The organism is Kocuria turfanensis (assembly GCF_001580365.1).
GTDB lineage: Bacteria > Actinomycetota > Actinomycetes > Actinomycetales > Micrococcaceae > Kocuria > Kocuria turfanensis.
In genome coordinates, this window is the sequence record NZ_CP014480.1 from 601,452 (window position 1) to 627,144 (window position 25,693).

Here is a 25,693-nt window from a genome sequence, read left to right on the forward strand (position 1 = left end):
GTCTGCGGGTCGGGAAGTTGCGGGCGGCTGCGGGCAGCCGCGGGGAGGTCAGGAGCGCGCTGCGGGGGCGATCGCCTCCACCTCGGCGAGCAGGCGCCGCTTGTCCTCGGCGCGCTGGGTGCGGAACCCGGTGTCCACCACGGTGCCGCCCAGGGACCAGGTCAGCACGGCCAGTCCGTCCTTCTCGACGAACTTCCCGACCATGCCGGAGGAGGTGCCCACGGCCACGACGTCGGCGGCCGGCACGAACAGCGGGGCCGCGCCCTGCCGCTCGAAGAGCACGCCCTCGTCCAGGACGAGGGCCCGCGCCCGGGCGCGGACGCCCAGCCCGTGGGCGGCGATCCGCTCGAGCGGGGCGCCGGTCTCGGTGGTGGCCACGTACATGCCCGGCACGGCCAGCCGCGGCTCGCGCTCCTCGGCGCCGGCCGGCGGGGCCGGCGGCGCCGGGATCCCGGACTGGCGTCGCACGCGCCCGGCCCAGCCCCGGCGGATCAGGGCGAAGAGCACGGCGAGCAGGAGCAGCGTGCCGAGCACGGTGGTGAGCTGGTCCATGGGGCGGGGGCCTCCGGGCGGTGGAAGGGGTGGACGGGGCGGGGTGCGGTGGCTCAGGCGCGCGGCGAGGGGCTGTTCAGCGCGCCGTCCAGGACCGTGGGATGGCCGCGGAAGAAGGTGGCGCGCACCGCGCCGGGCAGCTCCATCCCGCGGTAGGGGCTGTTGCGGCCCTTCGAGGCGTGCCGGGCCGGATCGACCACGGTGGTCGCCGCCGGGTCCCACAGCACGATGTTCGCCGGCTCGCCCTCCGCGAGGGGCCGGCCCTGACCGGACAGGCGCCCGATCCGGGCCGGGGTCGCGGAGGTGATCCGGGCGACGTCGCGCCAGGTCAGCAGGCCGGTGTCCACGAGGGTGTGCTGCACCACGGACAGGGCGGTCTCCAGCCCGGTCATCCCGTTGGCCGCGCACGACCACTCGCACTCCTTGTCCTCGGCCGGGTGCGGGGCGTGGTCGGTGCCGATGACGTCGATGGTGCCGTCGGCCACGGCCGCCCGCAGCGCGTGCACGTCCTCGTCGGTGCGCAGCGGCGGGTTGACCTTGAAGACGGGGTCGAAGCTGCGGACCCGCTCGTCGGTGAGCAGCAGGTGGTGGGGAGTGGCCTCGGCGGTGACGTCGATGCCGCGCTGCTTGGCCCAGCGCACGATGTCCACCGAGCCGCGGGTGGAGAGGTGGCAGATGTGCACCCGGGAGCCCACGTGCTCGGCGAGCAGCACGTCGCGGGCGATGATCGCCTCCTCGGCCACCGCCGGCCAGCCGGTCAGCCCCAGCTCGGCGGAGACGGCGCCCTCGTTCATCTGGGCGCCCTCCGTGAGCCGCGGCTCCTGCGCGTGCTGGGCCACGACGCCGTCGAAGCCCTTGACGTACTCCAGGGCCCGGCGCATCAGCACCGGGTCGTGCACGCACATGCCGTCGTCGGAGAAGACCCGCACCGCGGCGCGGGAGTCGGCCATCGCCTTGATCTCCGACAGCCGCTCGCCCTGCAGGCCCACGGTCACGGCCCCGACCGGGCGGACGTCCACCCAGCCGGCGGCCCGGCCCAGTTCGTGGACCTGCTCGACGACCCCGGCGGTGTCGGCCACGGGGTCGGAGTTGGCCATGGCGAACACGGCGGTGTAGCCCCCCAGCGCGGCGGCCCGGGTGCCCGTCTGCACCGTCTCGGCGTCCTCGCGGCCGGGCTCGCGCAGGTGGGTGTGGATGTCCACGAGCCCGGGCAGGGCCACCAGCCCGGTGCCGTCGACGACCTGCACGCCCTCCGGGGCGGCGGAGCCGGGTCCCACGCGCCGGATCAGGCCGTCCTCGACGAGGAGGTCGGCCGGCTGCTCGCCGTACGGCCGGGCGCCCTGGATGAGGTACGAGGTCATGGGATGAGAACTCCTGGGGATGCGGGGGTGGAGGGGGCGTCGAGGTCGTCGCCGGCCAGCAGCAGGTAGAGCACCGACATCCGCACGGAGACGCCGTTGCGGACCTGGTCCAGGACCGTGGAGCGCGGGGAGTCGGCCGCGGCGGAGGAGATCTCCAGGCCGCGGTTCATCGGCCCCGGGTGCATGATCGCCGTGGGCGCCCCGGCGGCGTCCAGGGCCGCGACGCGCTCGGGGGTCAGGCCCCACTCGCGGGCGTACTCCTGGGCGGTGGGGAAGAAGGCCGCGTGCATCCGCTCGCGCTGCACGCGCAGCATCATCACCGCGTCCGGGGCCGGGTCCAGCGCCTGGTCGAGGGAGTAGACGACCTCGCACGGCCAGTCGGTGATGCCCACCGGCAGCAGCGTGGGCGGGGCCACGAACGTGACCCGGGCGCCGAGGGTGGTGAACAGCCACAGGTCGGAGCGGGCGACGCGGGAGTGCAGGACGTCACCGACGATCACCACGTGCATGCCCTCGAGGTCGAGCCCGCGGGTGCTCTCCCGGCCCTCGGTGCGGGCCCGGTGCTGGCGCAGCGTCATGGCGTCGAGCAGGGCCTGGGTGGGGTGCTCGTGCGTGCCGTCGCCGGCGTTGACCACCGCGGCGTCGATCCAGTCCGAGGCGGCCAGCTGCTGCGGGGAGCCCGAGGCCGAGTGCCGGATGACCACCGCGTCGGCGCTCATCGCCGCCAGCGTCTGGGCCGTGTCCTTCAGCGACTCGCCCTTGGAGACGGAGGAGCCCTTGGCGGAGAAGTTGATGACGTCCGCGGAGAGCCGCTTGGCGGCCGTCTCGAAGGAGATCCGGGTGCGGGTCGAGTCCTCGAAGAAGAGGTTGACCACGGTGCGCCCGCGCAGCGCCGGCAGCTTCTTCACCGACCGGTGGCCCACCTCCGCCATCTGGTCGGCGGTGTCGAGCACGGTCAGGGCGGCGGCGTGGGAGAGGTCCCGGGTGGACAGCAGGTGCCTCATGCGCGGACCGCCGGCACGGGGGTCTCGATGACCACGCAGTCGGCGTGCTCGGCCGGGCGCGGGTCGGGGTCGGTCTCGGCGAGGCGGACCCGGACCTTCTCCTGGGAGGAGGTGGGCAGGTTCTTGCCCACGTGGTCGGCGCGGATGGGCAGCTCCCGGTGGCCGCGGTCCACCAGCACGGCGAGGCGGACCACGCGGGGCCGGCCGACGTCGACGAGGGCGTCGAGGGCGGCGCGCACGGTGCGCCCGGAGTAGAGCACGTCGTCGACGAGCACCACGGTGCGCCCGTCGATGCCCTGGACCGGGATGCGGGTGGGCTGCGGGGCGCGGGCGGGGTTCTTGCGCAGGTCGTCGCGGAACATCGTCACGTCGAGCTGGCCGAGGCTCGCGGCGGCGTCGAAGCCGGGGTCGGTCGCGGCGATCTTGGCGGCGATCCGCTGGGCCAGCGGATAGCCGCGGCGCGGGATGCCGAGCAGGACGAGGTCCGAGCTGCCCTTGTTGGCCTCGAGGATCTCGTGGGCGATGCGCGTGAGCGCGCGGTCGATGTCGGCTGCCGAGAGGATGACGCGCGCGGGTGCGGGTCCCGTCGAGGGACCGTCCGCGGAGGTGTCGTCGATCATGGGTGCCGCCTCCTTCCCCGCCTCACAGGACGGACTTAAAGGTTGCTTGCTCGCCCCAAACTAGCACAGCGCGCCGGAGCCGGAGGGCCGCCGGCCTCCGCGCACCGGCCCTGACGTGGGCAGTCTCACAGGCGGCGCCGCCCCCCGGGGCCCGTCCCGCGTCCCGGTGCTACCGGTGGTCGGCCCGCTCCCACCAGAGCGCGGTGGCGGCGGCCGAGCCGAGGGCCACGAGCACGACGCCCAGGAGGCCGGCCCAGCCGACCCCGGACCGGTCGGGCCCGGCCGCCCCGGCCAGCAGGGCCGGCACCGCCCACGGGAACCACCCGCCGTGACCGACGGCCGCCAGCACCTGGGCCAGCAGGACGGTCAGGAACAGCACGCCGACGGCGGGCAGGTAGCCGCGTCCCACGCTGGCGGCCAGACCGTAGCCGGCCGCCAGCCCGGCGGTCAGCAGGCCGGCGCCCAGGACCGTCCCGGCGCCGCGGGCGGCCGTCGCCGCGGACCAGCCGGGCAGCCCGAGCAGCGCGCCCAGCCCCAGCACGAGCGCGACGAGGAGCAGCGTGAGCAGCGCGCACCACACGAGGCCCAGGAGCAGCTTGGCCAGCACCACGGCCGTGCGGGAGGTGGGCACGGCCAGCAGGTCGGTGACGGTGCGGTCGGAGAACTCCCGGCCGAAGAGCCAGATGGCCGCGGTGCCGAAGATCAGCAGCCCGCCCACGGCGGCCGTCTGGGCGGCCAGGGAGAAGTACCCGGGCCAGTCGGCGGTGCCGCCGGCGAGCTGAACCTTGGCGCCGAGCAGTCCCAGGGTCCGGGCCCGGTCCGGGTCCTGGAGCACGAACATGAAGAAGGCGCCGACCAGCCCGGCCAGGACCGTGGCCCCCGCGGTGGCCCAGGGCACCCGGGAGCGGCGCAGCTTGAGGGCCTCCGCGTGCAGGGCCGCGGCCAGGTCACCGCGCACGGGGTCCCTCCCCGGCTCCGGGCGCCCCGGGGGGCGCCTGCACCAAGCGCAGGAAGTGGCTCTCGAGGTCCTCCCGGACCTCCGTGAGCCCGGTGAGGGCCACCCCGGCGTGCACGAGCGCGGCCGCCACGTCCTCCGGCCGGCTCGTCGCCCGGTCCCCGGCGAGCACCACGACTCCCGCCCGGCGGCGGGCGGGGAAGCCCGCGGCGGCCAGGACCTCCACGGCGCGGTCGTCGTCGCGCGTGGTGAGCTCGAGGTGACGGTGCACCCGCTCGGGCAGGCAGCGGGTGGGGAACTCCTCCAGCAGCCGGCCCCGGTGCAGCACCCCGACCCGGGTGGCCAGGCGGGCGACCTCGCCCAGCAGGTGGCTGGAGAGCAGGACCGTGGTCCCGTGCCGGCGGGCCAGGTCCGTCAGGAGAGTGCGGACCTCCACCACGCCGGCCGGGTCCAGGCCGTTGACCGGCTCGTCGAGCACCAGCACGGACGGCCGGTGCAGCACCGCCCGGGCCAGGGCCAGTCGCTGCCGGTTGCCCTGGGAGAGCTCGCGGGCGCGGCGGTCGGCGTGCTCGCCGAGGCCGAAGAGCTCCACCGCGTCCCCGACCGCGTGCGGGGCGCGCACCCGGTGCAGGCGCCGGGCGACCTCCAGGTTCTCGCGCACGGTCAGCTCCGGGTAGGCGGTGGCGGCCTCCACCAGATAGCCCACCCCCGCCCGGGCCGAGCGCTCGCGGGGCCCGCGGCCCAGGACGGTGACCGAACCGGCACCGGGGCGGACCATGCCCAGGACCATCCGCATCAGCGTGGTCTTCCCGGCGCCGTTGAGCCCCAGCAGCGCGTAGATCTCCCCCGCCCGCACCTCGAGGTCGACGCCCTGCACGGCCGGCACGGGACCGTAGTGCTTCGACAGGCTCCGCAGGCGGAGCGCCGGAGCCGTCATGGCAGCCTCCCGTGCTCGTCCTGCCAGGATCGTAGCGCGCCCGGGGCGGGCCGGTCAGGGCCCGCGACGACGGACACCCCGTCCCGCCCGGGGGTCCGGGCGGGACGGGGTGCCGGCCGGCGGCGGGGCCGGCCTCAGCCGAGCAGCGTCGGCTTCATCTTCTGCAGCCGGCCGAGCAGGCCGTTGACGAAGCGCGGGGAGTCGTCCCCGCCGAGGTCCTTGGCCAGGCTCACGGACTCGGCCACGGCGACGCCGTCGGGGACGTCGTCGTTGAACAGCAGCTCCCAGGCCCCCACGCGCAGGACGTTGCGGTCCACGGCGGGCATCCGCTCCAGCGTCCAGCCCTGGGAGTAGGTCTCGAGGTACTCGTCGAGCTCGCCGCGGCGCATGGTCACCCCGAGCACCAGCTCCTCGGCGTACGGGGAGACGAGCGCGTCGCTGTGCAGCCGGCGCCGCTCCATGACCTCACGGGCGTTCTCCCCGCGCTGCTCGGCCTCGAAGAGGATCTCCACGGCGCGGCGGCGCGCCTTGCCCCGGGCGCTCACTCGTTGACGCGGCCCAGGTAGTCACCCGTGCGGGTGTCGACCTTGACCTTCGTGCCCTGCTCGAGGAACAGGGGCACCTGGATCTGGTAGCCGGTCTCCACGGTGGCGGGCTTGGTGCCGCCGGTGGAGCGGTCGCCCTGCAGGCCCGGCTCGGTGTAGGTGATCTCCAGGACCACGGACGCGGGCAGCTCGATGTACAGCGGGGCGCCCTCGTACATGGCGATCGTCGCGTTGAGGTTCTCGAGCATGAAGTTGGCGGCGTCGCCCACGACCTCACCGGGGACGGTGATCTGGTCGTAGGTCTTGTTGTCCATGAAGACGTAGTCGGCGCCGTCCTGGTACAGGTACTGGTACTCGCTGCGGTCCACGGTGGCCGTCTCGACCTTGGCGCCGGCGTTGAAGGTCTTGTCGACCACCTTGCCGGAGGTCACGTTGCGCAGCTTGGTGCGCACGAACGCCCCGCCCTTGCCCGGCTTGACGTGCTGGAACTCGATGACGTTCCACAGGTTGCCCTCGAGCTTGAGCACGGTGCCGTTCTTGATGTCGTTGGTGGTAGCCACAGGTTCTCTCTCTGGTCAGTCCGCGCCGTTCGGTCGGCGCCGTTCGGTCGGCGTCGTTCTGTCTGCGTCGTTCTGTCTGGGTCGTTCGGTCTGCGCGGTTCGGTCTGCGCCGGTGGGTCCGCGTCGGTCCGTCGGCGCGGTCGGCAGGTCGGTGGGGCCGGAGGGCGTCGCCCCCGGACCGCCGACCAGTCTAGCTGGGCGCGCCCTCGGCGATCTCCTGGTACGTCGCGAAGAGGATCGCCTGGTCCGGGACCTCGAGGATCCGCGGCCGGGCCACGGCGTCCAGCACCACGAACCGCAGCAGGCTGCCCCGGGTCTTCTTGTCCCGCTTCATGACCTCCAGCAGCCGCGGCCACTGGTCCCACCGGTAGGTGGTGGGCAGGCCCAGGGCGGTCAGGACGCTGCGGTGGCGCTCGACGACGTCGTCGGCGAGGGTGCCGGCGGTGCGGGCGAGCTCGGCGGCGAAGACCATCCCGACCGCCACGGCGGCGCCGTGGCGCCACTGGTAGCGCTCGTTGTGCTCGATGGCGTGGCCGAGGGTGTGCCCGTAGTTGAGCATCTCGCGGCGTCCGGCCTCCCGCAGGTCCCCGGAGACGACCTCCGCCTTCACCCGGATGGCGCGCTCCACGAGCTCGCGGACCACCGCGGACTGCGAGTCGCGCACCGCCTCCGGGTTCGCCTCGATCAGCTCCAGGATCCGCTCGTCGGCGATGAAGCCGCACTTGACCACCTCGGCCATGCCCGTGAGCAGCTCGTTCTCCGGCAGCGTGCGGAGCGTGTCGAGGTCGCACAGCACGGCCGCGGGCGGGTGGAAGGCGCCCACGAGGTTCTTGCCCTCGGCGGTGTTGATGCCGGTCTTGCCCCCGACGGCCGCGTCGACCATGCCCAGCAGGGTCGTGGGCACGTGCACCACGCGCACGCCGCGCAGCCAGGTCGCGGCCACGAAGCCGGCGAGGTCGGAGACCGCTCCCCCGCCCACGGAGACGATCGCGTCGGAGCGGGTGAAGTCGTTCTGGCCCAGGACCTGCCAGCAGAAGGACGCCACCTGGATGTGCTTGCCCTCCTCGGCGTCGGGGATCTCGGCGGTGAAGGCCTGGTACCCCTGGGCGCGCAGCTCCTCCATCACCACGTCGCCGGTGCTGCGCAGGGCCCGCGGGTGGATGACGAGCACCCGCTGGACGCGGTCCCCCAGCACCCGGGGGACCTCCCCGAGCAGGCCGTGGCCCACGAGGACGTCGTAGTGGTCGGCCGGGCCGGTGCCGGTGACGGGAATGGTCGTGACGGTGCCGGGAGCGGGCTCGCTCATGCCTGGGCCTCCTGGTCGGTCGCGGATCGGTCGGTCGCGGATCGGTCGGCCGCGGGGGCGCCCCGGCCGGCGCGCGGGGCGCGCAGCCGGACGAGGGCCTCCTCGAGGTCGGCGCCGATCTCGGCGACGGGGCGGTTGCGGGTCCCGTCGAGCCGGATGTCGGCCAGCTCCTCGTAGCAGGCCCGCCGGGACTCGTAGAGCTCCTGCCAGCGCCGCTCCGGGTCGGGCTGGAGCATGGGGCGGGTGCGGTTGCCGCTGATCCGGGGCAGCACCGTCTCGGCGTCCACCTCGAGGTAGGCCACCAGCTCGTCGCGCAGCATCCGCCGCACCGACGGGGTCATGGGGGCGCCGCCGCCCACGGAGAAGATCGCGTTGGCGTGGTCGGGGTCGCGCAGGACCTCCGCGACGGTGTCCGCCTCGAGGTCGCGGAAGTACTTCTCGCCGTGCTCGCGGAAGATCGTCGAGATCACCCCGTGGCGGGAGACGATCAGCTGGTCCGCGTCCACGAAGTCGTAGCCGTAGAACTTGGACATGTGCAGCGCCAGGAACGACTTGCCGGCGGCCATGGGCCCGATCAGGACCACGGGCCGCTGCGGCGCCGGCGCGGCGTCGGCGGGGGCGGGGGCGGGGAACTGCGCGTTCACGCGCGGCCTCCCTCGGCGCCCGCCGGGGGATCGGCGGGCGTCTCGGCCGGGGCGACCAGGGGGTCGCCCATGTGGTCCCCGGCGGCCGCGGCCACGTCGTCGTCGAGGACGCCGAGCTCGCCCGCGGAGGCGAGGGACTCGGGGATCGCCGCGAGGTAGGCGTCCTTGTTGCGGGCCAGCTCGGCGACGGAGTCCCCGCCGAACTTCTCCGTCACGGCGTCGGCGAGGACGAGGGCGACCATCGCCTCGGCCACGACGCCGGCGGCGGGCACCGCGCAGACGTCGGAGCGCTGGTGGTGGGCGCGGGCCGCCTCGCCGGTGGCGACGTCGACGGTGCGCAGGGCCTTGGGGACGGTGGCGATGGGCTTCATGGCCGCCCGCACCCGCAGCACGTCGCCGATCGACATGCCGCCCTCGATCCCGCCCGCCCGGTTGCTCACCCGGCGCACGAGGCCGTCGTCGCCGCGGGCGATCTCGTCGTGGGCCGCGGAGCCGGGCCGCGCGGCGGTCAGGAAGCCGTCCCCGACCTCCACGCCCTTGATGGCCTGGATGCCCATGAGCGCCCCGGCCAGGCGCGAGTCCAGCCGGCGGTCCCAGTGCACGTAGGAGCCCAGTCCCGGCGGCAGGCCGTAGGCGAGGACCTCCACGACGCCGCCGAGGGTCTCGCCCTGCTTGTGCGCGGCGTCCACGGCCGCCACCATCGCCTCCGCGGTGGCGGGGTCGTGGCAGCGCAGCGGATCGGCGTCGAGGGCGGCCACGTCCGCGGGCAGCGGGCGGGGGGCGTCCACCGGGGCGCTCACCGCCCCGACCGCGGTCGTGTGGGAGACCAGACGCACCCCGAGGGCCTCGAGCAGCTTCGCGGCCACCGCGCCCAGGGCCACCCGGGTGGCGGTCTCGCGGGCGCTGGCCCGCTCCAGGACGGGGCGGGCCTCGTCGAAGCCGTACTTCTGCATCCCGGTGAGGTCGGCGTGGCCGGGACGGGGCCGGGTCAGGGGGGCGTTGCGGGCCCGCCCGTCCAGCACCGCCGGGTCCACCGGGTCGGCCGACATGACCTCGCGCCACTTGGGCCACTCGGTGTTGGCGATCTCGATCGCCACCGGCCCGCCCTGGGTCACGCCGTGGCGCACCCCGCCCAGCAGGCGCACCTCGTCCTGCTCGAACTTCATCCGGGCCCCGCGCCCGTAGCCGAGCCGGCGCCGGGCCAGGGCGTCGCGGATGTCCTGACTGGTCAGGGGCACCCCCGCCGGCACGCCCTCGATGATCCCGACGAGCGCCTCGCCGTGGGACTCGCCGGCCGTGAGCCAACGCAACATAGCAACTCTTTTCCGTTCGTGGTCTCGGCGGCGGACGCTGCCCGGGGGCGCGTCCTGCCGCCAGGGGTCAGGAGGCCGGCAGGGGCGGGACGCCGCGCACGGGCCGGCCCACCGCCGTGCACAGCGCCGCGATCACGTCCTGCTCGCGGGGCAGGGGTGCGCCCGGGCCGCGGCCGGTGAACAGGCGGATCTGGTCCACCGCCTGGAAGATCAGCATATCGATCCCCGGGGCCACCGCTCCCCCGGCCTGCGCCCAGGTCCGTGCGATCGTCGACGGCCACGGGTCGTAGGCGGCGTCCAGGAGGACGCCCGTGGTGACCGGGGACAGCCGGGCCGTGGCCCGGGCGAGCTCGTCGGCCCCGTGCGGGGGCAGGGTGGAGACGACGACGTCGTAGCCGGGCAGGGCCGCGGGGGCCTCGTCCCACGCCCGCAGGCGCACCGGGACCCCCAGCCGGCGTCCGGCCTCCACCGCGCGCCCGGCGCGGGCGGCGGAGCGCACGAAGACGTCGACGGCGCGGGCGCCCAGGCGTCCGGCGGCGGCCACGGCGGCCGTGGCGGTCCCGCCCCCGCCGAGGACCGCGGCCCGTGGCGCCGCGGGCACGGGCCCGGCGGACCGGACCGCGCCCACGATCCCGGCGACGTCCGTGTTGTGCCCCAGGACCGTGCCGTCGGGGCGGAAGACCAGGGTGTTGACCGCGCCGACGGCGTCGCCCAGCTGGGTGAGCTCGTCGGCGCACGCGGCGGCCACCGACTTCAGCGGCATCGTCACCGACAGCCCGCGCCAGGCGGGGTCGCCCCGGCGGGCGTCGACGAACGCCGGCAGCTGCTCCTCGACGAGGTCGTGGGCGCCGTAGTCGACGGCCTCGCCGAGCACCGCGTACGCGGCCCGGTGCAGGTCCGGGGAGCGCGAGTGCCCGATGGGGTGGCCCACCACGGCGGCGCGGGCGGGGCTCACCCGCACCGGCCCTCGTTCTCGCTGCACCACTGGTTGTACTCCTCGACGTTCTCCAGGTGCTCCGCGTAGGTCTCGGCGAACTTGGTCTCGCCCGTCTCCAGGTCGACGGTCACCCAGAAGTAGTAGTCGGTCTCCTCGGGGTCGGCGGCCGCCTTGATCGCGGCGTCGCCCGGGGAGCCGATCGGTCCGACCGGCAGCCCCGGGTTGGCGAAGGTGTTGTACCGGTTGGACTCGTCGCGGCGCTCCTCCTCGGAGAAGTCGTAGCTCTTCCGGCCGAGGCCGTAGGTCACGGAGGCGTCGGACTGGATGAACCCGGAGGTCTCCCCGTCGGGGTTCTCCAGCCGGTTCTCGATGGCCCCGGCCACGACGTCGTAGTGCTCGGGCTGGACCTCGAACTCGATGATCGAGCCGATGGTGAGCACCTCGAAGATCTCGTCGTCCCCGGTGATCCCGTTGTCGTCGAGCGTCGTGCGGGTGCGGTCGACCATGGACCGCAGGACCTCCTCGGCGGTGGCGTCGAGCGGGAACCGGTACTCGCCCGGGTGCAGCCAGCCCTCGAGGGTCGGGAAGCGGGCGGGGATGCCGAAGGTCTCGGTGTCCTCCTCGTAGGCCTCGAACTCCTCGACCGGGATGCCGGTGGACTCGCTGAGGACGCCGAAGACGTCGGACATGCGCAGGGTCTGGTTGATGGCCGCGTAGTGGGTGGCCTCGTCCTCCTCCATGAGCGCGCCGACGGCGGCCTCCGAGCTCATCTCGGTGCGCAGCTCGTACTCGCCCGGCTGGATGAACTTCCCGGAGTGCTCCTCCTGGAAGCTCTCCAGGAAGGTCTCGGCGTCGGCGACGATGCCCTGCTGCTCGAGGGCCACGGCGACCTGGCCCGTGGTGGCGCCCTCGCTGACCGCGAAGGTCACCGGGTCCTTGCCGTCGCCGCGGTAGTCGCGCACCTCGAACCAGCCGAAGGTGGAGGCCAGCACGGACACGGTGATCAGCCCGGCCAGCAGGAACAGGGCGATGGCGGTGGTCAGGGAGACCCGGCCGCGGCGGCGCCGGCGCTTGACCTGCTCGGGGGTCAGCTCCTCGTGCTCGAAGACGCCGCGCAGGCCCGTGGAGGGCTCCCGCGACGACGGGGCGTCCAACAGGCTGCCCAGGCCGCCCGAGCCGGAGGACTCGCGGGCGGTCTCGGGGCGGCGGGGCGCCGACTGGTCGTACGGGTCGTCGCTCACGAATGCTCTCCGTCCGGATCGGTGGTCGTCAACGGTTCCGTCCGCGCCCGGTCGGGCGGTCCGGCGGTGTCCTCGGCGGTGCCCCGGGGGTGGGTGGAGGCGTGCCCGGGGTGCTCCGCGACGGGACCGTCCGCGTCGAGGTCTCCCCCATTATGCGCGACGTCTTCCGCCACGGTGGCCCGCACCGGGCCGGGCCCGGCCGGATCCACCGGCACGCCGGGCTCCACGCCGGTGGACCGGGCCCGGTCCACGGCGCTCTGCAGGATGGTGGCCGCGGCCACCTGGTCGACCTTGTCCTTGTGCTCCCGGCGCGAGACCCCGGCCTCGAGCAGGGCCCGGTGGGCGTCCACGGTGCTCAGCCGCTCGTCGACCAGCCGCACCGGCACCTCCCAGCCCTTGGCCCGCAGGCGCCGCACGAGCGCGGCGGCGTAGTCCCGGGCCATCGCGGTCGAGGCGTTCTCCCCGCCGTCCAGGCTGCGCGGCAGGCCCACGTAGACGCCCACGGCGCCGTGCTCCTGCACCAGCCCGGCCAGCAGCTTCACGTCGAAGCCCTTCCGGGGGTCCCGCTGCAGGGTGGTCAGCGGGGTCGCGAGGATGCCGTCGGGGTCGCTGAGGGCGACCCCGACGCGGACCAGGCCGACGTCGACCCCGATCCTGCGGCCCCGCACGTAGTCGTCGCTCACGCGGCGGCGCCGCCTGTCGCGCGGGTGACCTCGGCCAGCACCGCGTCGAGCGCCGCCCCGATCTGCGAGGCGTCCTGCCCGCCGCCCTGGGCGATGTCGTCCTTGCCGCCGCCGCCGCCGCCGAGGACCTGCGCGGCGGTGCGCACCAGACGGCCGGCCTTGACCCCGGCCTCGCGGGCACCCTCGGTGGTGGCGACCAGGACCAGCGGGCGGCCCTTGGCCACACCGGCCACGGCGACGACCGCGGCGGTCTGACCGAGGCGGCCGCGCAGGTCCAGGGCGAGGGCGCGGACGTCGTCGGCGCCGGCCACGTCACCGGCGTCGTGCACGAGCGCGGTGACCGGGCCGATCCGCCGGGCGTCGTCCAGCAGCGCGCCGGCCTGGGCCTGGAGCTTCTCGCGGCGCAGGCCGGCGAGCTCCTTCTCCGCGGACTTGAGCTTGTCGAGGGTGGCGGCGAGCCGCTCGGGCAGCTCGGCGGAGCTCTGCACCTTCAGCATGTCGGTGAGCTGGTGCACCAGGGTGCGCTCGGCGGCCAGGTGCCGGAAGGAGTCCAGGCCCACCAGCGCCTCCACGCGGCGGTTGCCCGAGCCCACCGACTGCTCGGTGAGCAGGGTGAGCGAGCCGATCTGGGCGGTGCTGCCCACGTGGGTGCCGCCGCAGAGCTCGCGCGACCACGGCCCGTTCATCTCGACCACCCGCACGCGGTCCCCGTACTTCTCCCCGAACAGGGACGTGGCGCCCATGGCCTTGGCCTCGGCGAGGGCCATCTCCTGGGTCACGACCTCGTAGTTCTCGTGGATCGCGGCGTTGGACACCTCCTCGATCTCCTGGCGCTGGGCCTCCTGCAGGCCCTCGCCCCAGGCGAAGTCGAAGCGCAGGTAGCCCTCCTTGTTGAAGGACCCGCGCTGCACGGCCTCCGGGCCGAGGATGTCGTGCAGGGCGGCGTGGACGATGTGGGTGCCGGAGTGGGCCGCCTCGGCGGCGCGCCGCCGGGCCACGTCCACCTGCGCGAGCACCGTGCTGCCGGAGACCACCTCGCCCTCGCGCACGACGGCCTTGTGCACGGACAGGCCCTTCACCGGCTGCTGCACGTCGGTGACCTCGAGGACGAACCCGTCGCCGGTGATCGTGCCGCGGTCGGCGGCCTGGCCGCCCGCCTCCGCGTAGAACGGGGTCTCGTCGAGGACGACCTCGACGGCGGCCCCCGCCGAGGCGGCGGGCACGGTCACCCCGTCCTGCAGGAGGGCGCGCAGGACCGTCTCGCCGCGCAGCCGGTCGTAGCCGGTGAAGACGGAGCCGCCCTCGTCGACCAGCCGGCGGAACACCGAGAGGTCGGCGTGGGCGCCCTTCTTGGCGCGCGCGTCCTGCTGGGCGCGGCGGCGCTGCTCCTCCATGAGCCCGCGGAAGGCGGTCTCGTCGACGGCGACGCCGGCCTCGGCGGCCATCTCGAGGGTCAGGTCGATCGGGAAGCCGTAGGTGTCGTGCAGGGCGAAGGCCTCGGCCCCGGAGACCGCCTGGCCCTGCCGCTTGGCCCCGGCCACGGCCTCGTTCAGCCGCGTGGTGCCAGACTCGATGGTCTTCAGGAACGCCTTCTCCTCGGCGTAGGCGATCCGGGAGATGCGCTCGAAGTCCTCGCCCACGTAGGGGTACACGCCCTGCATGGCGTCGCGGGAGGCGGGCAGCAGCACGGGCAGGCAGGGCTCGGTGACGCCCATCAGGCGCATCGCGCGGATCGCCCGGCGCAGCAGGCGGCGCAGGATGTAGCCGCGGCCCTCGTTGGACGGGGTGACGCCGTCGGCGATGAGCATCAGGGAGGACCGGACGTGGTCGGCGACCACGCGCATCCGCACGTCGTCGTCGTAGCCCTCCTCCCCCGGCTTCTCGGACCCGTGGTACTGCTTCCCGGACAGCTCGGCCGCCTTGTCGAGCACGGGCCGGACCTGGTCGGTCTCGTAGAAGTTCTCCACGCCCTGCAGCAGCATGGCCAGGCGCTCGACGCCCAGTCCGGTGTCGATGTTCTGCTCCGGCAGGTCGCCGAGGATCTCGTAGTCCTTGCCGGAGCCCTCGCCGCGCTGGTACTGCATGAACACGAGGTTCCAGATCTCGATGTAGCGGTCGTCGTCGACCGCCGGGCCGCCCTCCCGGCCGTAGCGGGGGCCGCGGTCGTAGAAGATCTCGGAGTCCGGGCCCGCGGGGCCGGGCTGGCCGGTGTCCCAGTAGTTCTCGTCGCGGCCCATCCGCTGGATCCGCTCGGCGGGCACGCCCACGGTGTCCTTCCACAGGGCGTAGGACTCCTCGTCGCCCTCGTAGACGGTCACCCACAGCCGCTCGGGGTCCAGGCCGAAGCCGCCCTTCTCGAGCGGGCTGGTGAGCAGCTCCCACGCCATGGGGATGGCGCGCTCCTTGAAGTAGTCGCCGAAGGAGAAGTTGCCGGCCATCTGGAAGAACGTGCCGTGGCGGGCGGTCTTGCCGACCTCGTCGATGTCGAGGGTGCGGATGCACTTCTGGATGGACGTGGCCCGTCGGTAGGGGGCGGTCTCCTGACCGAGGAAGTACGGGATGAACGGCACCATGCCGGCGATCGTGAACATGGCACCGGGCTGGCCGGAGATCAGCGAGGCGGAGGGCACCACGGTGTGGCCCTGGCCTTCGAAGTAGTCCAGCCAGCGCTTGGTGATTTCCTGAGACAGCATTACCGGTGCTTTCCTTCGCGGTGGGTCGAGGGGGGTGTCGACGGGGGTGTCGAGGGGTCGGTGGGCTCCGCCGGGGGGCGGCCCTCCTGCGGGGTCGCGGTGCCGTCGAGCACCTGCCGGGTCGCCGTGCCGCCGGCCAGGCGGGCGGACCCGGCCCCGGGGGCGCGCACGCCGAAGGACTCGCGCAGCTCGGCCTCCCGCTCGTCCATCCCCGCCCTGACGGTGGCGGCGAAGCGGTAGAGCCGGGAGCGCCAGTCGCCGGCCCGCGGGGTGCGTCCCGTCCCGGCCGCGCCGGGCACCGAGAGGTCCCGGCCCGGGGTGCGGGGGATCCGCGTGGCGGCGGCCCCGAGCAGGCCACCGGCGGCCACGAGGGCGATCTTGCCCCAGAAGCTCATGGTCGGTCCTCCCCCGGGCTCTCGGTCCCCTCGGCGCGGCCGGTCCCGTCGGCGGGACCGAAGCGCTCTGCCCGGTGGGCGCCCTGGGGGGCGGTGTCGCCGGTGAACGCGCGGCGGACCCCGTGGGAGAACGCCGCGACCTTGATCAGGGGCTGGCCCACGGTGGAGGCCACCAGGGAGGACAGCGCCGAGACGTTCGCGGAGGCGTCGGAGACGTTGGTCGTGATGCCGTCGACCTTCTCGAGCTGGGAGTTCGTGGTCGACACGGTGCGGGTGACCTCGTCGATCAGCGGGACGGTCTCGTTGTTGAGCGAGCGGATCGTCAGCCGCAGCTCGTCGAAGACCCTGCCGAGCTTGAGGATCGGCACGGCCAGCAGGAGCACCAGCACGGCGAACACCCCCGCGGCGAGCAGTCCTGCGATTTCTCCACCGGTCATGGGGCGGCGCGCTCCTTGCTGGTCGGGTCCGAGGGGGGACGGGGCGGCGGGACCGCCCCGGGCGTGCGGCGCGGGCACCGGTGCGGTGCCCGGGGATCAACTGTACCGAACGGGAGAGCCCGCGGCGCTGGCGCCGCGGGCTCTCCGCCGGTGAGGCCCCGTCCCGGCGGTGCCGGGACGGGAGCCCGCAGGGATCAGGCCATGCGGGCGTAGTACTCCACCACGAGCTGCTCCTCGCAGGTCACGGGGACCTCGGCGCGCTTGGGCTTGCGCACCAGCTTGGCCTGCAGCTTCTCGATCGACACGTCGAGGTAGCCCGGGGTGTCGGGCAGCACGGCCTGGTGCGCGCCGGCGGCGGCGACCTGGAAGGGCGCCATCTTCTCGGACTTGGGGTGCACGTGGATGAGCTGACCCTCCTTCACGCTGTAGGAGGGGCGGTCCACCCGCTGGCCGTCCACCATGATGTGGCGGTGCACGACCATCTGGCGGGCCTGGGCCATGGTCCGGGCGAAGCCGGAGCGCAGCACCAGGGCGTCGAGGCGGGACTCCAGCAGGGCGACCAGGTTCTCACCGGTCTGCCCCTCCTGGCGCTTGGCCTCCACGTAGGCGATGTGCATCTGCTTCTCGCGGATGTTGTACTGCGCGCGGAGACGCTGCTTCTCGCGCAGACGGACGGCGTAGTCCGAGTCGGCCTTGCGGCGGGCACGGCCGTGCTCACCGGGGCCGTAGGGACGGCGCTCGAAGTACTTCTCGGCCTTCGGGGTCAGGGCGATCCCGAGGGCGCGGGACTTGCGCACCTGACGGCGCGCACGCGTGTTGTTAGCCACGTTTACCTTTCACAATGCGGTGCTCTCCCCCGTCCGGGGTGCGGTGCGGGGGAAGCGTGTTCTGTTCGGTCCGGCCTCCGAGGACGGGATCGGTCCCGCCGGAGAGGTGAGGATCAGCCGCAATCCTCCGGTCCTACAAGCGCCGTGGCCGCGCGCCGCGCACCGTGGTTGAGGCGGTGCGCCGGACGTGCGGGAGCACGGGCCTTGCCGGCCGACGGTCCAGTATAGCGTGCACGGGCCCGCGGCGCGCCCCGGGAACGCGGCGGGGCGCCACCCGGACGTGCCGGGTGGCGGCCCGCTGCGAGCCCGCCGTGGCGGCGGGGCTCAGTCGACGTCCTCGTCCACCCAGTCGAACGTCTTGGTCACGGCCTTCTGCCAGTTGCGGAACAGTCGCCCGCGCTCGGCGTCGTCCACCTGCGGCTCCCAGCGCTTGTCCTCGGCCCAGTTCGCGGTGACCTCCTCCGTCCCTGACCAGAAGCCCACCGCGATGCCGGCGGCGTAGGCGGCGCCGAGGGCCGTGGTCTCGGTGACCTGCGGGCGGATCACGGGCACTCCGAGCTGGTCCGCCTGGAACTGCATGAGCAGCTCGTTGGCGGTCATCCCGCCGTCCACCTTGAGCTCGGTGATGTCCACCCCGGCGTCGGCGTTCATCGCCTCCACCACCTCGCGGGACTGGTAGGCCGTGGCCTCCAGGGCGGCCCGGGCGATGTGGCCCTTGTTCACGTAGCGGGTCAGCCCCACGAGGGCGCCGCGGGCGTCCGGGCGCCAGTACGGGGCGAACAGCCCGCTGAAGGCCGGGACGAAGTAGGCCCCGCCGTTGTCCTCGACCGAGGCGGCCAGGGACTCGACCTGCGGGGCGGAGGAGATGATCCCCAGGTTGTCGCGCAGCCACTGGACCAGGGACCCGGTCACCGCGATCGAGCCCTCCAGGGCGTAGACGGCGTCCTGGTCGCCGATCTTGTAGCACACGGTGCTGAGCAGGCCGTTCTGGGAGTGCACCACCTCGGTGCCCACGTTCATCAGCACGAAGCTGCCCGTGCCGTAGGTGTTCTTGCCCATGCCCTTCTCGAAGCAGGCCTGCCCGAACATCGCGGCCTGCTGGTCGCCCAGGATGCCGGCGATGGGCACGTCCTTGAGGAAGCCGCGGGTGCGGCCCTTGCCGTAGACCTCGGAGGAGGAGCGGATCTGGGGCAGCATCGACAGGGGGATGCCCATGTCGGCGCAGATCTCCTCGTTCCAGTCGAGGGTCTCCAGGTTCATCAGCATGGTGCGCGAGGCGTTGGTGACGTCGGTGACGTGCACCCCGCCGTCCACGCCGCCGGTCATGTTCCACACCAGCCAGGCGTCGGTGTTGCCCATCAGCAGGTCCCCGCGCTCGGCGCGCTCCCGGGCGCCGTCCACGTTGTCCAGGATCCACTTGACCTTCGGGCCCGAGAAGTAGCTGGCCAGCGGCAGCCCCACCCGGTCCTTGTAGCGGTCGGGGCCGGCGTCCCCGCCGAGCTCCTCGACGATCTTCTGGGTCCGGGTGTCCTGCCAGACGATGGCGTTGTAGACGGGCTCGCCGGTGGTGCGGTCCCAGACCACGGTGGTCTCGCGCTGGTTGGTGATCCCCACGGCGGCCAGGTCCCGGGCGCCGATCTCGGCGGAGGCCTCGGCGTCGGCGACGACCTTGCGGACGTTGCGCCAGATCTCCATCGGGTCGTGCTCCACCCAGCCGGCCCGCGGGAAGATCTGCTCGTGCTCGAGCTGGCCGGTGCTGACGATGGTGCCCCGGTGGTCGAAGATGATCGCCCGGGTGCTGGTGGTGCCCTGGTCGATGGCCATGACGTGCTGCGGTTCGGTGCTCACGGGTAGTACCTCACTTCGTTGTGGTGTGCTGCGGGTCGGACGGGTGCGGTGGCCGGATCAGGCCGGCGGATTCGCGTAGAGCTGGTAGAAGCCGCCGGCGAGCAGGGCGCCGAGGATCGGTCCCAGGACCGGGACCCAGGCGTAGCCCCAGTCGCTGCCGCCCTTGCCGCGGATCGGCAGGAGGGCGTGGGCGATGCGCGGGCCGAGGTCACGGGCGGGGTTGATGGCGTAGCCCGTGGGCCCGCCGAGGCTGGCGCCGATGCCGACCACGAGCAGGGCCACGGCCAGCGGGCCCAGCTCGGACGGGGTGTTGCCGAAGAGCAGGATCACCGCGACGAGGACGAAGGTGCCGATGATCTCGGTGACCAGGTTCCAGCCGTAGGAGCGCACCGCCGGCCCGGTGGAGAACACGGCGAGCTTGGTCTCCCCGAGGACCTCCTCCTCGATGTCCTCGTCGAAGTGCTTCTTGTAGGCCAGGAACGCCAGGACGGCGCCCAGGATGGCCCCGAGGATCTCACCGGCGAAGTAGACGATGGTGCTGACCGGGGTGATGGCCACGCCGGGGGCGTACTCCTCGGCGCCGCTGGCCCACAGGCCCACGGTCACGGCGGGGTTGATGTGGGCCCCGGACTGGTAGGCCACGAACACGCCGGCGAACACGGCCAGGCCCCAGCCGAAGTTGATCATCAGGAACCCGCCGCCGAGGCCCTTGGTCCTGGGCAGCACGGCGTTGGCGACGACACCGCAGCCGAGCAGCAGCAGCATCGCGGTGCCGGCGACCTCGGACCAGAAGACGGTGGAGAGCGGGATGGGAACGGATGGCACCACGGTCTGGGCCAGGACGTTGGACATGGACAGCACTGCGACTCCTCGGTGGGTGGGACGGACCGGCCCGCCCGTCGGGCGGGCCGGGGTGGAGAGGTGGTGTCTGGTGGAGCGGTCTCAGCCGCCGGACGGGCGCACGAGGTCGAGCACGTCGGGTGCGGCGGCCCGGGCCGCCGCGGCCGTGGTCTCGTCGGGGGCGGCCGCGGCCGCGTCCTCCGCCTGGCAGCGGGCCCGGTAGGCCTCGACCTCCGCCGCGCGCCGGCGCGCGTCCCAGCCGAGGGCCTCGGCGGCCAGGTCGGCGATCTCCTCGACCGCGTCCAGCCCGTGGCGCGCCCGCTCCCAGGTGAGCCGGGTGCGGGTGTCGTAGAGGTCCTCCAGGTGCAGCGCGCCCTCGTGGGTGCAGGCGTGGACGACCTCCGCCCGCAGGTAGGCCGGGGCGCCCTCCAGGGGGCGGCCCAGGTCGGGGCGGTCCTCCACGAGCTCGGTGATCTCGGTGATCGCCGACCCGTAGCGGCCGAGCAGGTGCTGCACCCGTTCCTCGTTCCAGTCGTACCGGGCGCCCAGGGACGCGGCCTGGCGGCTCAGCGCCAGGTACCCCTCCGCGCCGAGCAGCGGCGTGCGGTCCGTGACCGAGGGCACGGCCCTGGCCCGCTCCTCGCCCAGGGCGAGGTCCACGGCGTCCTCGGCCATCACCCGGTAGGTGGTGAGCTTGCCTCCGGCGATCGTGATCAGTCCGGGGGCGACCTCCGTGACGGTGTGCTCGCGGGAGATCTTCGTGGACTGGGCGTCCCCGCCGCCCTTCTTCGTGCCCGGCTGCAGCAGCGGCCGCAGCCCGGCATAGGTGCCGATGACGTCCTCGCGGGTGAGCGGGCGGTCCAGGACCACGTTGGCGTGGTCGATGACGTAGTCGATGTCCTCCGCGGTGGCCACCGGGTTCACGAGGTCCTGGTGGTAGGGCGTGTCGGTGGTGCCGATGACCCAGTAGCGCGCCCACGGGATGATGAACAGCACGGACTTCTCGGTCTGCAGGATCAGCCCGCTCTCGCCGCGGATCCGCTCCCGCGGCACGATGATGTGGATGCCCTTGGAGGCGAGCACCTTCAGCCCGCCCTCGGCGTGGGCCAGGTCCTGGGTCTGCTCCGTCCACACCCCCGTGGCGGCGATGACGGTCCTCGCCCGGACGGTGCGCTCCTCCCCCGTCTCGAGGTCCTGGACGGTGGCCCCGACCACGCGGCCGGACTCGTCCTTCGGGAAGGCCACCGCCCGGGTCCGGTTGGCGGCCAGCGCGCCGTAGCGCACGGCGGTGCGCACGATGGTCACGACGAGGCGGGCGTCGTCCACCTGGCCGTCCCAGTACTTCACGGCGCCGACCATGGACCCGGGCTTCACGTCGGGGAAGACCCGCTGGACGCCCTTGAAGCCGTAGTGCCGCTGGTAGGGCAGGGTCGCGACCTTGGCGCCGATGTGGGCCAGGGCGTCGTAGAGGCCGATCCCGGCGGTCACGTAGGGCCGCTCCCAGAAGCGGTGGGTCAGCGGGTACAGGAAGGGCACGGGCTTCACGAGGTGGGGCGCGAGGAAGTCCAGCAGCAGCTCGCGCTCCCGCAGCGCCTCGGAGACCAGCTTGAAGTCGAGCTGCTGGAGATAGCGCAGTCCGCCGTGGACGAGCTTGGAGGACCACTGGGACGTGCCGCCGGCCCAGTCCTGCGCCTCGACGATGCCGGTGCGCAGGCCGCGGGTGACGGCGTCGAGGGCGATGCCGGCGCCGGTGATGCCGCCGCCCACCACCAGGACGTCCAGCTCGGGGCCGTCCGCGAACTCGGCGAGCGCGTGGTCCCGTGCGGCGGGGGACAGGGTGGGATGGGCCATGGTGGAGAGCCTTTCGGACGGGTCGTGGGGCTGTGCTGTGGTCTGCTTCACACTCTGCGGGGTAGTGCACCTATGCTCAAATGGAATGAACGGACGTGCAGGGAAGGGGCGTAACAGTGCACGGTGATGCCGAGCTCCACCACGCGGCGGAGCTGTACTACGTGCAGGGCATGACGATGGAGGCGGTCGCGGACCGCTTCGGCGTCTCCCGTCCCACGGTCTCGCGGATGCTGCAGGCGGCGCGGGACCGGGGCATCGTGCGGATCAGCCTCTCCGCTCCCCCGGACGCCGGACACGACCTGTCCCACCGGCTGCGGGAGGCCTTCGGGGTCACGGTGCACGTGACGGGCACCCCGCGGGGGGCCACGGACCCGCAGCGGCTGGAGTCGGTGGCGCGCTCGGCCGCGGGGCTGCTCGGGGAGTGGTTCGGGGACGGGATGACGCTGGCGGTCGCGTGGGGCACGACGACCTCCGCGATCGCCGGGCACCTGCACCCCAAGACGACGCGCGACACCCTGGTGGTGCAGATGAACGGCGCGTTCAGCGCCCGCTCCCCGGGGGCGGCGCAGTCCTCGGCGCTGCTGGGCCGGATGTCGACGGCGTTCGGGGCGGCGCTGCTGCCCTTCCCCACTCCCGCGTTCTTCGACAACGTGCAGACCCGCATGCTGATGTGGCAGGAGTCCTCGGTGCGCCGGGTCCTGGCCGCGCGCAACGGCGCGGACCTGGCGGTGTTCAGCGTGGGGGCGTTCCGCGGGCCGATGATCTCCCAGGTCTACAGCAACGGCTATCTCTCGGACGAGGACTTCCGGGAGCTGGCGGCGCAGCGGGTGGTCGGGGACGTGTGCACGGTCTTCCTGCGCGAGGACGGGACCTACGCCGACCTGGACCTCAACCGCCGGGCGAGCGGTCCCACGCCGATGGAGCTGCGGCGGATCCCGCGCCGGCTGTGCGTGGTGGCCGGGGACCACAAGGTGCCGGGCGTGGTGGGGGCCCTGCGGGCCGGCGTGGTCACCGACCTGGTGATCGACGAGCGCACGGCGGCCTCGGTGGTGCGCCACCTGTTCGGCCGGTGAGGTGCGGCCGGTGGGCGGTCACCGGCCCCGGACGATGCCGCGCAGCACCTCCAGCTGCTGGGCGATCTGGCGCTCCCGCCCCCGGTCGACGGGCCGGTAGTAGTCGGTGCCGACGAGCTCGTCGGGCGGGTACTGCTGGGCGGCCACGCCGTTGGGCTCGTCGTGGGAGTACACGTAGTCCCGGCCGTGGCCGAGCTGGCCGGCTCCCGGGTAGTGGGCGTCGCGCAGGTGCAGCGGCACGGGTCCGGCCCGGCCGGCCCGGACGTCGGCGACCGCCTCGTTGAGCGCGGTGTAGGCGGCGTTGGACTTCGGCGCCGTGGCGAGGTGGGCGACGGCCTGGGCCAGCGGGATCCGTCCCTCCGGCATCCCGATGAGCTGGACGGCGTCGGCGGCGGCCACCGCGGTCTGCAGCGCGGTGGGGTCGGCGGTGCCGATGTCCTCCGAGGCGGAGATGATGAGCCGGCGGGCGATGAACCGCGGGTCCTCCCCGGCCTCGAGCATCCGGGCGAGGTAGTGCATGGCGGCGTCGACGTCGGAGCCGCGGATCGACTTGATGAAGGCGCTGACCACATCGTAGTGCTGGTCCCCGTTCTTGTCGTAGCGCACGGCCGCCCGGTCCAGGGCCTCCTCCGCGTGCTCGCGGGTGATCACGGGAGTCGCACCGCCCCCGTCCGCCTGCTCCTGGTCCGGCTCGGGGTCGGTCTCCTGCTCCAGCTCCGAGAAGGCCACGCCCGCGGCGGCCTCCAGGGAGGTCAGGGCCTTGCGGGCGTCCCCGCCGCACAGGTCCAGCAGGTGCTCGCGCGCCTCCGCGGACAGCTCCACCTCCCCGTTCAGGCCCCGGGGATCGGCGACGGCGCGCTCCAGCAGCCCGGCGATGTCGGCCCGCTGCAGCGGCTGCAGGGTCAGCAGCAGCGAGCGCGAGAGCAGGGGGGAGATCACGGAGAACGACGGGTTCTCCGTGGTGGCCGCGACCAGCACCACCCACTGGTTCTCCACCCCGGGCAGCAGGGCGTCCTGCTGGGCCTTGGTGAAGCGGTGGATCTCGTCCAGGAACAGCACGGTGGTGCGCCCGTGCAGGTCCCGGTCGGTCAGCGCCTCGTCCATCACCTTCCGCACGTCCTTGACCCCGGCGGTGATCGCGGACAGCTCCACGAACTTCCGGGACACCCCGCGGGCGATCACGTGGGCCAGCGTGGTCTTGCCGGTGCCCGGAGGGCCCCAGAGGATGATCGACGACGGTCCGGCCGGGCCGCGGTCCTCCCCCGCCAGCACCCGCAGCGGGGACCCGGGGCGGAGCAGGTGCTGCTGGCCGACGATCTCGTCGAGGCTGCGCGGGCGCATCCGCACCGCCAGCGGGGAGCGGCCGCGGGACCGCCGTGCCCGGCCGGGAGGGGCCTCCTCGCGGGGCCCGCTCGCGCCGGAGCCGGTGGGGTCGAGGTCGTCGAAGAGGGAGCCGGTCACGCCGTCCAGCGTAGCCCCCGTCCCCGACGGCCGGGCCTGCCCCCTGCCCACGCCGCGCTCGGCCGCGCGCCAGGGGAACACGCTCCTCCGGACCCGTCCGTGGTTCCCCCGGTCACCCCGGACCGGGACGGAGTGCTCAGGCCCGCCGCGGCCGGTCCAGCTCGGCGCTGTCCAGGACCAGGGTGACCGGGCCGTCGTTGACCAGCTCCACCTGCATCCGGGCCCCGAACCGGCCGGTCTCCACGTGCGCACCGAGCTCGCGCAGCGCGTGCACGTAGGCGTCGAACAGCGGCTCCGAGACCGCTCCGGGCGCGGCGGCCGACCACGAGGGGCGCCGGCCCCGGCGGGCGTCGCCGTAGAGGGTGAACTGGCTGATCGCCAGGACCGGGGCGCCGCGCTCCGCGCAGGAGCGCTCGCCCTCCAGCAGCCGCAGGTGCCAGGTGCGCTCGGCCAGCCTCGCCGCGGTGGCGGCGTCGTCGTCGTGGGTGACGCCCACCAGGGCGACCAGCCCGGGCTCCTCGATCCGGCCCACCACCGAGCCCTCGACGGTCACGGCGGCCCGGGCCACCCGTTGCAGAACGATGCGCATGGGCCCAGTCCACCACAGGCGCGGCGCGGGGCGGGTTCCCGGCTACCCTCGTGCCATGACGTCCCCCGCGGCACCCGCACCCGCGCGGGCACGACCCGCCGCCCTGGTGGCGGAGGTGTTCGCGCCCGCCCCGCTGGTGCTGGGCCTCCTGGTGCTGCTGGCCGTGACGCTGCGCTGGAAGGTCTCCGCCCACGTGGCGATGGCGGCGTGCTGGGCCGTGGGCCTCGGCGCCCTGGCCGCCCCGTGGGCCGTGCCGCTCGCGGCGCCGGTCCCGGTCCTGGTGGCCCTGTCCCGGGTGCGCACCGGCGACCACACCCCGGCGCAGACGGTGGTCGGGGCGCTGATCGGCGTGCTGATCGGACTGGCCTACACCGCCGCCGTCGCCTCGCTGCGCTGAGCCGGCGTCCCGCGCCGGCGCCGCCCGCACCGGCCCCGCACCGCCGCCCGCGCCGGCCCCGCTCCGGCGGCAGCGGCGCGGCCGCGCGACAGCGGGGGCCCGCGTGCCCGAGGATGGGAGGGCGGGCGGCTCCCGGCCGCCCCGACGACCCGAGACCCGAGGACCTGCCGTGTCACCACGCCCCACGACCCGCATCATGAGCGCCGCCTCGATCGGCGCCCTCGTCGTCGCGCTCACCGGCTGCGGCGAGGACGCGCAGGAGGTCGACGCCGACTACGCCCAGATCTGCGTGCAGCAGGACCCGGAGACGGGCGAGGACGTGCGCGTGGACGACGACGAGTGCGACGACGCCGGGCGCCCGCGCGGCTCGTTCATCCCCATGTTCCTGTTCCTCAACGCCGGCCGCTCCTTCGCCGTGCCGCCGGTGGGCTCCCCGGTGCCGCCCTCCTCCGGCTTCACGACCACGCGCCCGCCGGCCTCCGCCACCGTGGCCCGGGGCTTCGCCCCGTCCGGGACCTCCGTGGGCCGGTCCGGGGTGTCGAAGGGCTTCGGCGGCTCCTCGAGCGGCTGGGGCTCCTGATGCGGCGCGTCGACGGGCTCCCGCCCCGGCCCGGGTGGGAGCGG

26 protein-coding genes are annotated in these 25,693 nt (G+C 74.1%); 3 read left to right on the plus strand and 23 right to left on the minus strand.

The genetic code is table 11. From position 1 onward, the window contains the following. Positions 1-48 precede the first annotated feature (48 nt). From AYX06_RS02745 to AYX06_RS02845, 21 genes are all read right to left on the minus strand, one after another. The gene (locus AYX06_RS02745) at positions 49-552 is read right to left on the minus strand and encodes a PH-like domain-containing protein (protein WP_062734240.1); all 504 of its coding nucleotides are present in this window, start codon (positions 550-552) and stop codon (positions 49-51) included. 53 nt (positions 553-605) lie between these two features. Then, positions 606-1,913 (minus strand): dihydroorotase, encoded by a 1,308-nt coding sequence (locus AYX06_RS02750; protein WP_062734243.1) that lies wholly within the window; start codon positions 1,911-1,913, stop codon positions 606-608. Continuing rightward, positions 1,910-2,917, minus strand: a complete 1,008-nt coding sequence (locus AYX06_RS02755) for an aspartate carbamoyltransferase catalytic subunit (RefSeq protein WP_062734246.1) — start codon at positions 2,915-2,917, stop codon at positions 1,910-1,912. Before AYX06_RS02755 ends, AYX06_RS02750 begins: the two co-directional genes overlap by 4 nt. Beyond that, complete coding sequence (gene pyrR / locus AYX06_RS02760) at positions 2,914-3,537, minus strand: bifunctional pyr operon transcriptional regulator/uracil phosphoribosyltransferase PyrR (protein WP_062734248.1); 624 nt, start codon at positions 3,535-3,537, stop codon at positions 2,914-2,916. Before pyrR ends, AYX06_RS02755 begins: the two co-directional genes overlap by 4 nt. Positions 3,538-3,706: 169 nt before the next feature. Beyond that, the gene (locus AYX06_RS02765) at positions 3,707-4,495 is read right to left on the minus strand and encodes an ABC transporter permease (RefSeq protein WP_198161414.1); all 789 of its coding nucleotides are present in this window, start codon (positions 4,493-4,495) and stop codon (positions 3,707-3,709) included. Further along, positions 4,485-5,429: an ABC transporter ATP-binding protein gene (locus AYX06_RS02770; protein ID WP_062734250.1), complete on the minus strand. Its 945-nt coding sequence runs from the start codon at positions 5,427-5,429 to the stop codon at positions 4,485-4,487. Before AYX06_RS02770 ends, AYX06_RS02765 begins: the two co-directional genes overlap by 11 nt. Before the next feature lie 134 nt (positions 5,430-5,563). Beyond that, on the minus strand, positions 5,564-5,974 hold the full coding sequence (gene nusB / locus AYX06_RS02775; RefSeq protein ID WP_062734253.1) for a transcription antitermination factor NusB: 411 nt from the start codon (positions 5,972-5,974) through the stop codon (positions 5,564-5,566). Continuing rightward, positions 5,971-6,534 (minus strand): elongation factor P, encoded by a 564-nt coding sequence (gene efp / locus AYX06_RS02780; protein WP_062734255.1) that lies wholly within the window; start codon positions 6,532-6,534, stop codon positions 5,971-5,973. Before efp ends, nusB begins: the two co-directional genes overlap by 4 nt. 190 nt (positions 6,535-6,724) lie before the next feature. Next, on the minus strand, positions 6,725-7,840 hold the full coding sequence (aroB, locus tag AYX06_RS02785) for a 3-dehydroquinate synthase (protein WP_062734258.1): 1,116 nt from the start codon (positions 7,838-7,840) through the stop codon (positions 6,725-6,727). After that, complete coding sequence (locus tag AYX06_RS02790; protein ID WP_084271412.1) at positions 7,837-8,484, minus strand: shikimate kinase; 648 nt, start codon at positions 8,482-8,484, stop codon at positions 7,837-7,839. Before AYX06_RS02790 ends, aroB begins: the two co-directional genes overlap by 4 nt. Further along, positions 8,481-9,797, minus strand: coding sequence for a chorismate synthase (gene aroC, locus AYX06_RS02795; protein WP_062734260.1), 1,317 nt, complete (start codon positions 9,795-9,797; stop codon positions 8,481-8,483). The genes AYX06_RS02790 and aroC overlap by 4 nt, the downstream gene beginning before the upstream one ends. A 67-nt stretch (positions 9,798-9,864) precedes the next feature. After that, complete coding sequence (locus AYX06_RS02800) at positions 9,865-10,779, minus strand: shikimate dehydrogenase (RefSeq protein WP_232319378.1); 915 nt, start codon at positions 10,777-10,779, stop codon at positions 9,865-9,867. Continuing rightward, complete coding sequence (gene mltG / locus AYX06_RS02805; protein WP_062734264.1) at positions 10,749-11,975, minus strand: endolytic transglycosylase MltG; 1,227 nt, start codon at positions 11,973-11,975, stop codon at positions 10,749-10,751. The genes AYX06_RS02800 and mltG overlap by 31 nt, the downstream gene beginning before the upstream one ends. Beyond that, positions 11,972-12,658: a Holliday junction resolvase RuvX gene (gene ruvX, locus AYX06_RS02810; RefSeq protein WP_084271413.1), complete on the minus strand. Its 687-nt coding sequence runs from the start codon at positions 12,656-12,658 to the stop codon at positions 11,972-11,974. Before ruvX ends, mltG begins: the two co-directional genes overlap by 4 nt. Continuing rightward, on the minus strand, positions 12,655-15,351 hold the full coding sequence (alaS, locus tag AYX06_RS02815) for an alanine--tRNA ligase (RefSeq protein WP_062734266.1): 2,697 nt from the start codon (positions 15,349-15,351) through the stop codon (positions 12,655-12,657). The genes ruvX and alaS overlap by 4 nt, the downstream gene beginning before the upstream one ends. Next, entirely contained in the window at positions 15,351-15,746 is a 396-nt protein-coding gene (locus AYX06_RS02820) for a hypothetical protein (RefSeq protein ID WP_062734268.1), read from the minus strand. Before AYX06_RS02820 ends, alaS begins: the two co-directional genes overlap by 1 nt. Then, positions 15,743-16,183, minus strand: a complete 441-nt coding sequence (locus AYX06_RS02825) for a DUF948 domain-containing protein (protein WP_062734271.1) — start codon at positions 16,181-16,183, stop codon at positions 15,743-15,745. Before AYX06_RS02825 ends, AYX06_RS02820 begins: the two co-directional genes overlap by 4 nt. Before the next feature lie 194 nt (positions 16,184-16,377). Next, entirely contained in the window at positions 16,378-17,010 is a 633-nt protein-coding gene (gene rpsD / locus AYX06_RS02830; protein WP_047803317.1) for a 30S ribosomal protein S4, read from the minus strand. A 324-nt stretch (positions 17,011-17,334) separates the two neighbouring features. Further along, positions 17,335-18,858 (minus strand): glycerol kinase GlpK, encoded by a 1,524-nt coding sequence (glpK, locus tag AYX06_RS02835; protein WP_261775409.1) that lies wholly within the window; start codon positions 18,856-18,858, stop codon positions 17,335-17,337. A gap of 57 nt (positions 18,859-18,915) precedes the next feature. Beyond that, positions 18,916-19,710: an MIP/aquaporin family protein gene (locus AYX06_RS02840; protein ID WP_062736841.1), complete on the minus strand. Its 795-nt coding sequence runs from the start codon at positions 19,708-19,710 to the stop codon at positions 18,916-18,918. 90 nt (positions 19,711-19,800) lie between these two features. Next, the gene (locus tag AYX06_RS02845) at positions 19,801-21,549 is read right to left on the minus strand and encodes a glycerol-3-phosphate dehydrogenase/oxidase (RefSeq protein ID WP_062734273.1); all 1,749 of its coding nucleotides are present in this window, start codon (positions 21,547-21,549) and stop codon (positions 19,801-19,803) included. A gap of 116 nt (positions 21,550-21,665) precedes the next feature. On the opposite strand from AYX06_RS02845, the gene AYX06_RS02850 reads away from it, so the two are divergent. Further along, positions 21,666-22,622, plus strand: coding sequence for a sugar-binding transcriptional regulator (locus tag AYX06_RS02850; RefSeq protein ID WP_084271414.1), 957 nt, complete (start codon positions 21,666-21,668; stop codon positions 22,620-22,622). A gap of 18 nt (positions 22,623-22,640) precedes the next feature. Here the strand turns inward: AYX06_RS02850 and AYX06_RS02855 are convergent, their stop codons facing one another. After that, positions 22,641-23,963 carry a replication-associated recombination protein A gene (locus AYX06_RS02855; RefSeq protein ID WP_371860063.1) on the minus strand — a complete coding sequence of 441 codons (1,323 nt, stop codon included), beginning with the start codon at positions 23,961-23,963 and terminating at the stop codon, positions 22,641-22,643. A 256-nt stretch (positions 23,964-24,219) separates the two neighbouring features. Beyond that, positions 24,220-24,672, minus strand: a complete 453-nt coding sequence (gene dtd / locus AYX06_RS02860) for a D-aminoacyl-tRNA deacylase (RefSeq protein WP_062734276.1) — start codon at positions 24,670-24,672, stop codon at positions 24,220-24,222. Between the two features lie 55 nt (positions 24,673-24,727). On the opposite strand from dtd, the gene AYX06_RS02865 reads away from it, so the two are divergent. Beyond that, positions 24,728-25,069, plus strand: a complete 342-nt coding sequence (locus AYX06_RS02865; protein ID WP_186815631.1) for a phosphatase PAP2 family protein — start codon at positions 24,728-24,730, stop codon at positions 25,067-25,069. A gap of 169 nt (positions 25,070-25,238) precedes the next feature. Further along, the gene (locus AYX06_RS02870; protein ID WP_147017544.1) at positions 25,239-25,649 is read left to right on the plus strand and encodes a hypothetical protein; all 411 of its coding nucleotides are present in this window, start codon (positions 25,239-25,241) and stop codon (positions 25,647-25,649) included. The last annotated feature ends 44 nt before the right edge of the window (positions 25,650-25,693 follow it).